The organism is Rhizobium bangladeshense, from assembly GCF_001662075.1.
GTDB lineage: Bacteria > Pseudomonadota > Alphaproteobacteria > Rhizobiales > Rhizobiaceae > Rhizobium > Rhizobium bangladeshense_B.
This window is the reverse complement of the sequence record NZ_LYPL01000031.1, coordinates 1-12,323: the sequence shown is the minus strand read 5'-3', so window position 1 is coordinate 12,323 and position 12,323 is coordinate 1. Positions and strand designations below refer to the sequence as shown.

10 protein-coding genes, 1 tRNA gene and 2 pseudogenes are annotated in these 12,323 nt (G+C 63.1%); 11 read left to right on the top strand and 2 right to left on the bottom strand.

The features are described 5' to 3' along the window. Positions 1 to 106, top strand: a pseudogene (locus tag A7X77_RS30625) (IS5 family transposase); the annotation flags it as partial. 287 nt (positions 107 to 393) lie between these two features. On the opposite strand, the gene A7X77_RS30620 reads toward A7X77_RS30625, so the two are convergent. Continuing rightward, on the bottom strand, positions 394 to 2,625 hold the full coding sequence (locus A7X77_RS30620; protein WP_064686557.1) for a heavy metal translocating P-type ATPase: 2,232 nt from the start codon (positions 2,623 to 2,625) through the stop codon (positions 394 to 396). Positions 2,626 to 2,696: 71 nt separating this feature from the next. On the opposite strand from A7X77_RS30620, the gene A7X77_RS30615 reads away from it, so the two are divergent. The 10 genes and pseudogenes from A7X77_RS30615 (at position 2,697) to A7X77_RS30570 (ending at position 12,084) form a co-directional block, all read left to right on the top strand. After that, positions 2,697 to 3,119 carry a MerR family transcriptional regulator gene (locus tag A7X77_RS30615; RefSeq protein ID WP_064686556.1) on the top strand — a complete coding sequence of 141 codons (423 nt, stop codon included), beginning with the start codon at positions 2,697 to 2,699 and terminating at the stop codon, positions 3,117 to 3,119. A gap of 68 nt (positions 3,120 to 3,187) precedes the next feature. Beyond that, entirely contained in the window at positions 3,188 to 4,396 is a 1,209-nt protein-coding gene (locus tag A7X77_RS30610) for a TIGR03862 family flavoprotein (RefSeq protein WP_064686555.1), read from the top strand. Positions 4,397 to 4,594: 198 nt separating this feature from the next. Next, positions 4,595 to 5,554, top strand: a complete 960-nt coding sequence (locus tag A7X77_RS30605) for a helix-turn-helix domain-containing protein (RefSeq protein ID WP_064686554.1) — start codon at positions 4,595 to 4,597, stop codon at positions 5,552 to 5,554. Between the two features lie 168 nt (positions 5,555 to 5,722). Beyond that, on the top strand, positions 5,723 to 7,231 hold the full coding sequence (adh, locus tag A7X77_RS30600) for an aldehyde dehydrogenase (RefSeq protein ID WP_064686553.1): 1,509 nt from the start codon (positions 5,723 to 5,725) through the stop codon (positions 7,229 to 7,231). Positions 7,232 to 7,431: 200 nt separating this feature from the next. Then, entirely contained in the window at positions 7,432 to 7,824 is a 393-nt protein-coding gene (locus A7X77_RS30595) for a DUF779 domain-containing protein (protein WP_064686552.1), read from the top strand. 140 nt (positions 7,825 to 7,964) lie between these two features. Continuing rightward, positions 7,965 to 8,560: pseudogene (locus tag A7X77_RS30590) on the top strand (DJ-1/PfpI family protein). A gap of 24 nt (positions 8,561 to 8,584) precedes the next feature. After that, positions 8,585 to 8,935 carry a ribbon-helix-helix domain-containing protein gene (locus A7X77_RS30585; RefSeq protein WP_016737518.1) on the top strand — a complete coding sequence of 117 codons (351 nt, stop codon included), beginning with the start codon at positions 8,585 to 8,587 and terminating at the stop codon, positions 8,933 to 8,935. 175 nt (positions 8,936 to 9,110) lie between these two features. Beyond that, a complete protein-coding gene (locus tag A7X77_RS30580; protein WP_064686551.1) occupies positions 9,111 to 9,818 on the top strand; it encodes an SDR family NAD(P)-dependent oxidoreductase in 708 nt (235 codons plus the stop codon). Positions 9,819 to 9,962: 144 nt separating this feature from the next. Next, a complete protein-coding gene (locus A7X77_RS30575) occupies positions 9,963 to 11,096 on the top strand; it encodes a calcium:proton antiporter (protein ID WP_064686550.1) in 1,134 nt (377 codons plus the stop codon). Between the two features lie 223 nt (positions 11,097 to 11,319). Continuing rightward, complete coding sequence (locus A7X77_RS30570) at positions 11,320 to 12,084, top strand: DUF4239 domain-containing protein (RefSeq protein WP_064686549.1); 765 nt, start codon at positions 11,320 to 11,322, stop codon at positions 12,082 to 12,084. Positions 12,085 to 12,245: 161 nt separating this feature from the next. On the opposite strand, the gene A7X77_RS30565 is transcribed toward A7X77_RS30570, so the two are convergent. Then, positions 12,246 to 12,322: transfer RNA gene (locus A7X77_RS30565), tRNA-Met, on the bottom strand. Position 12,323: the final 1 nt, after the last annotated feature.

Sequence of the window (12,323 nt, the reverse complement as noted above, 5' to 3'; positions counted from 1 at the left end):
CGCCAAGCTCAAACAATGGCGACGTCTCGCCACACGCTACGACAAACTCGCAGCCAATTTCCTCGGCTTCATCAAGCTGGCAAGCATCATGCTTTGGCTCAAATAGTTAATTTGTCACCACGGCCTAGTCGGCTCCCAAGTTGCTGATGAACCTCAGCAAAACCCACGACGTCATCCTCGGCCTTGTACCGAGGATCTGCGCCGGTCAAGTCAAATGACTGGAAAATAGATGTTTTCCGGTCAAGCAATTGCCGTGGTTAGATGCTCGGCACAAGGCCGAGCATGACGGAGGAGACTTTGTCAACAAACCGAGATCCGGCCTGACTGATGACCGGCTCCGCGATTTTCGGTTCTCGGTCATTGGCGGTCTCCACACCGCCATCGGCAATACATTCATCCCCTTACTCGAAGCAATCGCAGCGCGTTGATCGTCACCAGCACGGTGGCGCCGGTATCGGCGAGAATCGCCGGCCAGAGGCCGGTGATTCCTGCGATGGTCGTCACCAGGAACACCGCCTTCAGCCCGAGGGCGATGGTGATATTCTCTAGGATATTGCGCATCGTTCGTTTGGACAGTTCGATCATCCGCGCCACGTCGCCGACGCGCCCGTGCAGCACGGCGGCATCGGCCGTCTCCAGCGCCACGTCGGTGCCGCCTCCCATGGCGATGCCGATATCGGCGGCGGCCAGCGCCGGAGCGTCGTTGATGCCGTCGCCGACCTTGGCGACGATGAAGCCCTGACGCTTCAATTCGCCGACGACCCGCTGCTTATCCTCAGGCATCATCTCGCCGCGCCACTCGATGCCGAGCATGCCGGCAACGGCTGCCGCCGTCCGCTTGTTGTCGCCTGTCAGCATCATCGCCTTGACGCCGGCCGATCCGAGCGTGGAAAGCCCGGCCTTGGCATCCTCGCGCGGCTCGTCGCGTATGGCGATCAGGCCGACCGCAACGCCATTGACGAGCAGCACCGATACGCTCTTGCCCTCGTCGTTCAGAACAGCAATGCCTGCATCCTTTTCGCCATCGAGGGCTCCGCGCTCGCGGGCAGCGGACGGCGACAGGAGGTGGAGGGTCTCGCCGCCGACTTTGCCGCTGACGCCCTTGCCCGGCAGCGCTTCCAGCTCGAAGGCAGGCGGCACGGGAACGCCGTCCGCCCGAGCACGGTTGAGGATCGCCAGCGCCAAGGGATGGCTGGAGCCCTGCTCCAACACCGCCGCGCGCGACAAGACCTGCGCCTCGCTCAATCCGAAGGAAACGATATCGGTCACCTGAGGCTTGCCTTCGGTCAGCGTGCCCGTCTTGTCGAAGGCAACCATCGTCACCTTGCCGAGCGTCTCCAGTACCGCGCCGCCCTTCATTAAGAGCCCGCGCCGTGCGCCTGCCGACAGCGAAGCAGCAATCGCCGCCGGCGTCGAAATGACGAGCGCGCAGGGGCAGCCGATCAGCAGGATGGCAAGGCCCTTATAGACCCATTCACTCCACACTCCACCGAGCAGCAGCGGTGGAACGACCGCCACCAGTGCTGCCACCACCACCACGCCTGGCGTGTAATAGCGCGAAAACCGATCGATGAAACGTTCGGTCGGCGCCTTCGATTCCTGCGCCTCTTCCACCAGCCTGACGACGCGGGCGATGGTATTGTCGGCCGCGGCCGCCGTGACGCGTACCCTGAGCACAGAATCGCCATTCACAGTTCCGGCAATGACGACGGCATCGACACCCTTGCGCACCGGCGTGCTCTCGCCCGTCACCGGCGCCTCGTCGATCGCGCTCTCGCCGGAGACGATGATGCCATCCGCCGAGATGCGGTCGCCGGGACGCACCATGATGATCGCGCCGACAGCGAGGCTTTCCGCCGGCACCTGCCGCGTCTGGCCATTCTCTTCGAGCAGCGCGTTTTTCGGCACCAGCGCCGACAGCGACTGGATGCTTTCCCGCGCCTTGCCGGCCGCCACCCCCTCCAGCAGCTCGCCGACGAGAAACAGGAACACGACAGTCGCCGCCTCCTCGCCGGCATTGATGATGACGGCGCCGACGGCGGCGATCGTCATCAGCATCTCGATCGAAAACGGCGTGCCCGATAGCGCCGCCATGACAGCGCGGCGCGCGATCGGCACTAGCCCGACCAGCATGGCGATCACGAAGGCGTAGGATGCGACCGCAGGCACGAGATGGCCGATGGCATAGGCGGCGACCAGCGCTGCACCCGAGACGATGGTCAATCGGCCCTTCCGGCTTTGCCACCAGGAAGCGGTCATCGGCGCATGGTCACGCCCATGCAGGCCGTCGATTTTCTTTTTGCCATGATCGTGATCTGCGTGATCATGGTCATGGTCGTGGCCGGCATGATCGCCGTGGTCGTGATGATCGCGCGGGCCGTGATCCTGTGCCTGCGCCGCGCTCCCGGCAAAGAGCGAAACCGAATAACCGAGCCCCGTCACCCTCTTCTCGATCGCCGTGAGGTCGCTGCTGCCGTCATGACGGACGGTCATCGTGCCAGCCACCACCGAGACGGACACATCGGCGACACCCGCCACGCGCCTGACTGCCGTGTCGATCTTGGTCGCACAGGCGGCGCAATCCAAGCCGCCGACCCGGTATCGTGTCTCGCTCGTCTCAGCCATGATCCGCTTCCTTGTCAAACAGAAGCATCCCTCCTACATCCTCTAGCGACTAGAGGTGCAAGAGGAAAATCATGAAAAAGATCACGATCGGCGAAGCCGCTCGCCGGAGCGGAGTCAAAGTGCCGACGGTGCGTTATTACGAGAGCATCGGCCTGCTCGCGGCCCCAAGCCGCAGCGAAGGCAACCAGCGCTCCTTCGAACCCGCCGATATCAGCCGCCTCACCTTCATCCGCCATGCCCGCGAACTCGGCTTCGAGATCGAGGCGATCCGCACGCTGCTCACCCTGCAGGATGATCCGCACCAATCCTGCGCCTCTGCCGATGCCATCGCCAAGGCTCGTCTCGTCGAGGTCGAGCAGCGCATCCGCAGCCTGGTGGCGCTGAAGGCCGAACTCGAAACCATGGTGGAAGGTTGCGGCCATGGCCGCGTCGACCAATGCCGTGTCATCGAGGTTCTCGCCGACCACGGCCAGTGCACGCATCCGCACCATTGATCCCCGCCCTTGCAGGCAATCGACGCCCGCGCCAAAACTGCACCAGATAGAATCGGGCGAAGACATCCATGAACCAGAAGCGAATTGCGATCATCGGCGGCGGCCCGGCGGGCCTGGCGGCCGCCGAGCTGCTTTCGCTCTCCGGCCATGCGGTGACGGTCTACGACGCCATGCCGACCTTCGCCCGCAAGTTTCTGCTGGCCGGCAAGTCGGGGCTGAACATCACCCATTCCGAGGATTACGACCGTTTCGCCACGCGCTTCGGCACCGCCTCTGCCCGCCTGCGCCCGGCTCTCGATGCCTTTACCCCTGGCGATATCAGAGATTGGGCAGCAGGGCTCGGGACCGAGACCTTCGTCGGCTCGTCCGGCCGGGTTTTCCCTGATGTGATGAAAGCCTCTCCCTTGCTGCGCGCCTGGCTCAAGCGGCTGGAGGCGCAGGGCGCTACGCTGCGCACTCGCCACCGCTGGATCGGTTTTGCCGATGAGGGCTATGTTTTCGAAACGCCCGAAGAGTGCTGCATCGTCCATTGCGACGCAGCCCTGCTGGCGCTCGGCGGCGCAAGCTGGCCGCGCCTCGGCTCCGATGCACGCTGGCTGTCCTGGCTATCGGAGAAGGGCGTCGAGATCGACGCCTTCCAGCCTGCCAACTGCGGCTTTGTCGTCGGCTGGAGCGAGAGCTTACGCGAGCGTTTCGCCGGCGAGCCGGTGAAATCGGTCACCGCCACCTCCGACGCCGGCACCTTTCCCGGCGAATTCGTCATCACCGCAAACGGCATTGAGGGCAGCCTGGTCTATGCCCATGCGGCAAGCCTCCGCGACCGGCTGCAGAGCCACGGCAGCGCGGCCCTGACGCTCGACCTCGCCCCGGGCCGGTCGCTCGAAAGGCTGACCCGCGACCTCACGCGGCAGGACGCAAAGTCGAGCTTTTCAAACCGCCTGCGCAAGGGCGCCGGCCTCGACGGGGTCAAGGCGGCCTTGCTGCGTGAGCTCGCCGCCGAGCGCGACCGAGCCGATCCCGTCCGTCTCGCCGGCATGATCAAGGCCTTGCCGGTGCCCGTCCTCGAAACGAGGCCGATCGGCGAGGCCATCTCCTCGGCCGGCGGCATCCGCTGGAGCAGCATCGACGACCACTTCATGTTGAAGGCGCTGCCGGGCACCTTCGTCGCCGGTGAAATGCTCGACTGGGAAGCGCCGACCGGCGGCTATCTCCTCACCGCCTGCCTTGCGACCGGCCGCGCCGCCGCCCGCGGCATCCAGGCTTGGCTGCGACGCTAACCATCTCCAACAAAACTGGGTAAGGATTCCGACGCGAGAGACGAATGACTGTGAACCCGATCTAGATCAAAGACGTGGCGTATCCGTCGTGCAAAGATCGCGCATGCTTTTGCGAGGAGGAAGGCGGCCGTCGTTGCGTGCAATTGCAAACCGGCCGCTTTTCCCTCAGATTATGCTGAAGTTCCGTGGGAGGAGCAGATGCACGAACAGTCAGCACATGCGGAGCATGTCTATAGCTCTGCGCAGCGGAATTCCGCCGTCGCGAGTTCTCCGATTGTCGCTTCCTGGCGGCGTTGCATGACCATGCACCGGCTCGCGCCCGAGGACGAACGTGCGCCGCTGCGTCTGACTGACGAGGAATTTCACCGGGCCCGCGAACAGTCCGAACGGCTGGTCGCCGGCGCGACCGAGGAGCTCGACCGGCTCTTCACCACGGTCGGCAAAGCCGGCTGCTGCATCCTTCTGACGGATAGGAATGGCATTGCGCTGGAGCGCCGGGGCGCTGCCGGCGACGATAAGGACTTCCGCCAACTCGGTCTCTGGACCGGTTCGGTGTGGACCGAGGCGAGCATCGGCACCAACGGCATCGGCACCGCACTTGCCGACGAGCGCGCCGTCGCCATCTTCCGCGACCAGCATTTTTTCTGCTCGAATATCCGCCTGAGCTGCACGACCGCGCCGGTCCGCGACCATCGCGGTGAACTCGCCGCCGCCCTCGACATCTCCACCTGCCGCGAGGACGTCAACGAAATGACGCTGGCGATCCTGACGCAGACCGTGCGCGATGCGGCGATGCGCATCGAACTCAACCTCTTTCGCTCGGCGTTTCCCGGCGCCCGCTTCCTGATGGTCCCGGCCGGCGCCAATTCCGCCGCCGCCCTGCTTGCCGTCGACAGGCATGATCTCGTGCTTGGCGCAACCCGCGCCGCCCGCATCGCGCTGCAGCTGGACGACAAGCGGATTGCGGCCGGCATCCCGGCCGCCGATGCTCTGCGCGAAGCCGTCGTCTCACAGCAGGAAGAGATGGTCGAGGCGGAAAAAGCGGCCTTGCTGCGGGCGCTGTCGCGCACCAGCGGCAACGTCTCGCAGGCTGCGATCGCGCTCGGCATAAGCCGCGCCACGCTGCACCGGAAGATGAAAAAGTTCGACCTGCATTAGCCCGATCCCGAACATGTCACTGACATGGTTATCCTGACGCGGCCCTGTCGCATGTCTGCGACAGTGTGCACTGCGGTATGGAAGACCTCCCCTGTTCGCTTCGGCAAAACACGTCCATTTTGCCTCCACTGGTTCACTTGGGAACCTGGCTCATCTTGGGAGGATGACATGCTTCATCAGAAAATCGTCGAGTCGCCGTTCAAGCTGAAATACGGCAACTATATCGGCGGCGAATGGCGCGAGCCGGTCGAAGGCAAGTATTTCGAAAACCTGACGCCCGTCACCGGCGGCAAGCTCTGCGACATTCCCCGCTCCGATGAAAAGGACATCAATCTCGCGCTCGACGCCGCCCATGCGGCCAAGGAGAAATGGGGCCGCACCTCCGCTGCCGAGCGCTCCAACATCCTCATGAAGATCGCCCAGCGCATGGAAGACAAGCTGGAATTGCTCGCCCAGGCCGAGACCTGGGACAATGGCAAGCCGATCCGCGAAACCATGGCGGCCGACATTCCGCTGGCGATCGACCACTTCCGCTATTTCGCCTCCTGCATCCGCGCCCAGGAAGGTTCGATCGGCGAGATCGACAATGATACCGTCGCCTATCACTTCCACGAACCGCTCGGCGTCGTTGGCCAGATTATTCCATGGAACTTCCCGATCCTGATGGCCACATGGAAGCTTGCGCCGGCGCTTGCCGCTGGCAACTGCGTCGTGCTGAAGCCCGCCGAACAGACCCCGGCTTCGATCCTGCTCTGGGCGGAACTGGTCGGCGATCTGCTGCCGCCCGGCGTGCTGAACATCGTCAACGGTTTCGGCATCGAGGCCGGCAAGCCGCTGGCGACCAGCCCCCGCATCGCCAAGATCGCCTTCACCGGCGAGACGACGACAGGCCGGCTGATCATGCAATATGCCAGCCAGAACCTCATTCCGGTGACGCTGGAGCTCGGCGGCAAATCGCCCAACATCTTCTTCGCCGATGTGATGGCCGAGGATGACGACTTCCTCGACAAGGCGCTCGAAGGTTTTGCGATGTTTGCCCTCAACCAGGGCGAAGTCTGCACCTGCCCGAGCCGCGCCCTCGTCCAGGAATCGATCTACGACCGCTTCATGGAAAAGGCGGTCAAGCGTGTTGAGGCGATCAAGCAGGGCAACCCGCTCGACAACGCGACGATGATCGGCGCCCAGGCCTCGACGGAACAGCTCGAAAAGATCCTCGCCTATCTCGACATCGGCAAGCAGGAGGGGGCTGAGGTCCTGGCTGGCGGCTCCCGCAACGATCTCGGCGGCGATCTGGCAAACGGCTATTACGTCAAGCCGACGATCTTCAAGGGCCACAACAAGATGCGCATCTTCCAGGAGGAGATCTTTGGGCCGGTGGTCTCGGTCACGACTTTCAAGGACGAGCAGGAAGCACTCGAGATCGCCAACGACACGCTCTACGGTCTCGGCGCCGGTGTCTGGAGCCGCGACGCCAATCGCTGCTACCGTTTCGGCCGCGAGATTCAGGCCGGTCGCGTATGGACCAATTGCTACCACGCCTACCCCGCCCATGCCGCCTTTGGTGGCTACAAGCAGTCGGGCATCGGCCGCGAAACCCACAAGATGATGCTCGAGCACTACCAGCAGACCAAGAACATGCTGGTGAGCTACAGCCCGAAGGCGCTCGGTTTCTTCTGAGATGCTCTCGCATGGTGGGAGAGGGTCAAACCCCTCCCCACAAGGGGAGGGGCTTAACCCGCTGAACCGCTCTGGAACTCACAGATCTCCTTGCTGAAACGTCATCGAGGAAAGCTGCCGGTGCGGCGGCTTAGCCCCTCCCCCTTGTGGGGAGGGTTGGGGAGGGGAACTCACCTCCCAAAACCTTGGAGGAATTCCTAATGGAAACCACCATCAACGGCGAACCGCGTGTTCTCGCAACCGAGGCAGCCCTCGACCTGATCGCCGAGATCAAGCGCGATCATCCCGATATCCTCTTCCACCAGTCCGGCGGCTGCTGCGACGGTTCCTCGCCGATGTGTTACCCCGCCCATGAATTCATGGTCGGCGACAGCGACGTCAAGCTTGGCGAGATCGGCGGCGTGCCGGTCTATATCAGCGCCAGCCAGTTCGAGGCGTGGAAGCATATGCAGCTGATCATCGACGTCGTGCCCGGACGCGGCGGCATGTTCTCGCTCGATAACGGCCGGGAGAAACGCTTCCTCACCCGTTCGCGCCTCTTCGGCGGCGGAGAGGCCTGCGCCGTCCCGGATGCTGCGGTGAGAACAGTCTGATGCATGCCGCTAAGACGCACAGGCGGCCGCCTGGCGCGCAACATGCTTCCCACTGAGAATTTCGCCTGTAGTATTCCCATAGTACCTTCTGCCCGACGGTCTTTGTTAATCTTGGTCCGTTGGTTTCAAAGGAGGATATGATGCCAGCTTCAAAGATCCTGATGATCACCGGTGATTTCACCGAAGATTATGAAACGATGGTGCCATTCCAGACTTTGCTTGCCTGCGGCTATACGGTCGATGCCGTCTGCCCCGGCAAGAAGGCGGGTGAGAGCGTCGCCACCGCAATCCATGATTTCGAGGGCGACCAGACCTATTCCGAAAAGCGCGGCCATAATTTCGCGCTGAACGCCACTTTCGACAACGTGCGGGTAGAGGATTACGATGCCCTCGTCATCCCCGGAGGCCGCGCGCCCGAATATCTTCGCCTCAATGCCGACTCATCAACTCGGTCCGGCACTTCTTCGATGCCGGAAAACCTGTTGCAGCCATCTGCCACGGTGCGCAGCTGCTTGCCGCTGCCGGCGTATTGAAGGGCCGCACCTGCTCGGCCTATCCCGCCTGTCGGCCGGAAGTCGAACTGGCCGGCGGCATCTATGCCGACATATCAATCAGCGATGCGGTTTCGGACGGCAACCTGGTCACGGCGCCAGCCTGGCCGGCCCACCCGTCGTGGCTGCGCCAGTTCATGGCTGTGCTCGACGCCGCGTCGATGCGCGAAACCAACGCCGCCTGAGGAGGCCGGCACCGGGAGAACGACATGTGTGAACTTTTCATCAAAGCGGATGCGCGGCTATGGGAAAGCACCACCCGGTCGTTGCGCATCGACGGCATGGTCACCAGTGTCAGGCTGGAGAACTTCTTCTGGTCGAAGCTCGAGGAAATTGCCCGGCGCGACGGCATGAACGTCGTGCAACTGATCACCCGGCTGCATCATGAGTCGATCGATGCCGGCCACGATCTCGGAAATTTCACATCCTTCCTGCGCGTCTGCTGCGCTCGCTATCTCGACCTGCAGCTCACCGGGGATATCCCCGCCGATGTCAGCCGCCCGATCTCCGAGCTGGATGCGCCGGTCATCCTCGGCCGCGAACGGGAAAAATATCACTGAAGCCTGGCTCGGCGAACCGCCGATGACGCGGGCAGAGCTCTCCACGAGGAACTCTGCCGACAATCCTGGGATACCTGACCGTGGCGCAGCTGCACGGGGGGTTGCGTTGCGGCGCAGCCTGGATCAACAATGCGCGGCATCATCCAGCACCGGCACCGTCAGGAGATCGATTGCCATGAACGAGCAGAAAGCCGTGATCGTCACGGGAGCCGGCGGCAACCTTGGCAGCGCCGTTGTCCGCGAGCTTGCCGCAGGCGGCGCCAAGCTCGTCTGCATGAACCGGTCGAGCCAGGAATTGGAAGGCTTGGCCGGGGAGCTTCCCGCCTCCACCGAGTTCCTGTCGATCGCCGGAACGGAACTCACCGATTACGCTTCCTGCGCCGCCGCTGTCGCCCGCGCCGTCAAGCGCTTCGGCGGGGTCAGCGCGCTGGTCAATACGGTCGGCGGCTTCCAGATGGGACCGGTCGGGCCGGATGCGCCGGTCCAATGGGACACGATGATGACCGCCAACGCCCGCACTGCGCTGACGATCAGCGCTGCTGTTCTCCCGACCATGAAGGCGGCCGGCTATGGCCGCATCATTCACATCGCCGCCGCCCCCGGCCTGAAGGCCGGAGCCAATCAGGCGGCCTACGCCGCTTCGAAAGCCGCCGTCATCCGGCTGACCGAGGCGATCGCTGCGGAAAACCGCGAACACCGCATCACCGCCAACTGCATTCTGCCCGGGACGATCGACACGCCTGAAAATCGCGCCGCCATGCCCAATGCGAAAACGGACGGCTGGGTATCGCCGCAATCGATCGCCCGCCTCATCGCCTTCCTGATTTCACCGGCCGCAGCCGTCGTTACCGGCGCGGCGATCCCGGCGACCGGGCGCGAATAAAGCAAGGCCTTGCACGTTTTGTACCGTTACATGCCGTCCGGCTTGCGGTACGATTCTTTCTCATCGGAGGCGAGGGCAGCGGCGGGGCGCGATGGTGTTGATGATCGCATTGCGGCGGCATTTGCCGGAAGGCAGGTGGTTTCGATGACCGACGGTCCCGCATTGCCCGCCGTCAGCGCCACCAGCCTGGTGCGCGATGAATGGTTCCTCGGCGTCAGCGTCGCGACGAGCCTCGCATTTCTGGCTTTCCAGGAGCAGCTTTTCGGGCGGCTTTCCGATCCGCTTTGGTTCACCGTGGTTTTCGTGTGGCTGTTTGGCGTCGTCCTCGGCTCCGCCCTGTCGGTCGTGCGGCACGCGGATCATTTGGCGGAGCGGCTGAAGGAGCCCTACGGCACACTCATTCTGACGCTTGCCATCACCTCAATCGAGGTGATGGCGATTTCAGCCGTCATGCTTCACGGTGAAAACAATCCGACGCTTGCCCGCGATACGCTGTTTGCCGTCGTCATGATCATCCTGAATGGCATGGTCGGCCTGTCGTTACTGCTGGGCGCGTGGCGGCGGCCGGAACAGCAGCACAATCTGCAGGGCGCCAACGCCTATCTCGGGGTGATCGTGCCGCTGGCCACCTTGAGCCTGGTCATGCCGACATTTCTGGCAGGCCCGGGCGGACAGCATTCATCGGCGCCGAGACAGCTGATCCTCGGCATAATATCGGTCGGCCTTTATGCCACATTTCTGTTTCTGCAGGCCGGCCGCCATCGGAACTATTTCACCGACGACAGCAACCGTCACAAACCTCACGGCGAACGTCTCCCTCACCATGGCCCGGCCTGGCCTCATGCCATTCTGCTTTTTGCCCATATGGGTCCCGTCGTCTTCCTGGTCGAACAGCTTGCGCGGCCGATCGACTACATTATCGAAACCCTGCATGCTCCGACCGCATTTGGCGGTGTCGTGATGGCCGTCCTCGTCGCGACGCCCGAGGCAATCAGCGCCGTGCGTGCGTCCATCGCAAACAATCTTCAGCGCTCCGTCAACATCTTCCTTGGTTCGGTATTGTCGACAATCGGGCTGACGGTGCCGGCGATGCTCGTTGTCAGCCAGCTTTACGGGCACACCGTGACGCTCGGCCTGGAGGGCGGCGATCTGGTGATGCTCCTGCTCACGCTTGCCGTCAGCATCATTACCTTTGCCAGCGGCCGCACGCATCTCATGCAAGGTGCCGTGCACCTGGTGCTTTTCCTGGCTTACGTGCTGCTCATTTTCCAGCAATGACGCCCGCTCGGCGACATCTTGCCGAAGGAAATCTCCGCTCGAAGGCGGCGCTGCAATACCAGGAAAGTAAAAGTCCGCGCCTGGTCTGTCTTCCGCTATGATGGCGGGCGCTATTGCACGGCTTGCAGGCAATCACAGTGGCTGCAGCACTCAAAGTGCTACAGCGTCCTTTGCGCGTCTGAAAAGACGCTCGGCGCTGTAGCTGGCGATACGGAGACCGGACTTGGGCTCACTGTTGCTTGGCGGGCTTGTATTCGTGTTTCTGTCGACCGCGACGTCGATAGGATTGATCGTGCGCGACCGCTTGCCGGATCATCACCTCAATGCGGAATCCAAGGAAGTCATCAGGCTGGCGACTGCGGTGGTGGGAACCCTGTCGGCCCTGGCCCTCGGCCTTCTGATCGCCTCGGCCAAGTCCACCTACGACAACGCCGAAGTGGAGATGAGAACGGCGGCCGCACGTGTGCTCTTGCTTGACCGCGTCATGGCCCAATACGGGCCGGAAACCGACAAGGCGCGGCAGTTGCTGCGTGAATTGATCGAGAAACGGCTAAGCCGCGGCTGGTCGGCCGACACCACCGACGAGGCATCCGGCAAGGCGCCGGGGGAATACCAGGATATCGAGGCGGTTCAGGGCGACCTGCGGGCGCTCTCGCCGAGGGATGCCGTGCAGCGCTCTCTCCAGACGCGAGCTCTTGAGGTAAGCGGCATGGTGGCCGAGACCCACTGGCTGCTGGTCGAATCCGGTAAAGAGGGTTTGCCCTGGGCGTTTCTCACCGTTCTCGTCTGTTGGCTCGGGCTGCTTTTTGCGACCTTCGGGCTGCAGGCGCCGGCCAATCCGACGCTGCTGTCAATTCTGCTCGTCTGCGCCCTGTCCGTCGCCGGCGCGATCTTCCTGATTGCCGACATGGCCAATCCCTATGTCGGCCTGATCCATGTTTCCGATGCACCTTTGCAATCGGCCATCGAACGGCTCGGGAAACCCTAAGGCATGTCGCTCCAAGGTCGGGCGGAGCAGCAATACGAGCGGCAGCCGCTTCTTGGAAATCGATCAGAACGCGCGGGAGTTCATCGCTCTCTGTTCTGTCGCACAGAAACGCCAAAAGCCCGCACGAGGCGGGCTTTTTGAGTATTGTCTATTGAGGAGTTTGGTTGCGGGGGCAGGATTTGAACCTGCGGCCTTCAGGTTATGAGCCTGACGAGCTACCGGGCTGCTCCACCCCGCGG

Coding starts and splice junctions, on each gene's coding strand:
- A7X77_RS30620 (WP_064686557.1), bottom strand. CDS start 2,625: ATGGCTGAGACGAGCGAGACACGATACCGGGTCGGCGGCTTGGATTGC.
- A7X77_RS30615 (WP_064686556.1), top strand. CDS start 2,697: ATGAAAAAGATCACGATCGGCGAAGCCGCTCGCCGGAGCGGAGTCAAA.
- A7X77_RS30610 (WP_064686555.1), top strand. CDS start 3,188: ATGAACCAGAAGCGAATTGCGATCATCGGCGGCGGCCCGGCGGGCCTG.
- A7X77_RS30605 (WP_064686554.1), top strand. CDS start 4,595: ATGCACGAACAGTCAGCACATGCGGAGCATGTCTATAGCTCTGCGCAG.
- adh (WP_064686553.1), top strand. CDS start 5,723: ATGCTTCATCAGAAAATCGTCGAGTCGCCGTTCAAGCTGAAATACGGC.
- A7X77_RS30595 (WP_064686552.1), top strand. CDS start 7,432: ATGGAAACCACCATCAACGGCGAACCGCGTGTTCTCGCAACCGAGGCA.
- A7X77_RS30585 (WP_016737518.1), top strand. CDS start 8,585: ATGTGTGAACTTTTCATCAAAGCGGATGCGCGGCTATGGGAAAGCACC.
- A7X77_RS30580 (WP_064686551.1), top strand. CDS start 9,111: ATGAACGAGCAGAAAGCCGTGATCGTCACGGGAGCCGGCGGCAACCTT.
- A7X77_RS30575 (WP_064686550.1), top strand. CDS start 9,963: ATGACCGACGGTCCCGCATTGCCCGCCGTCAGCGCCACCAGCCTGGTG.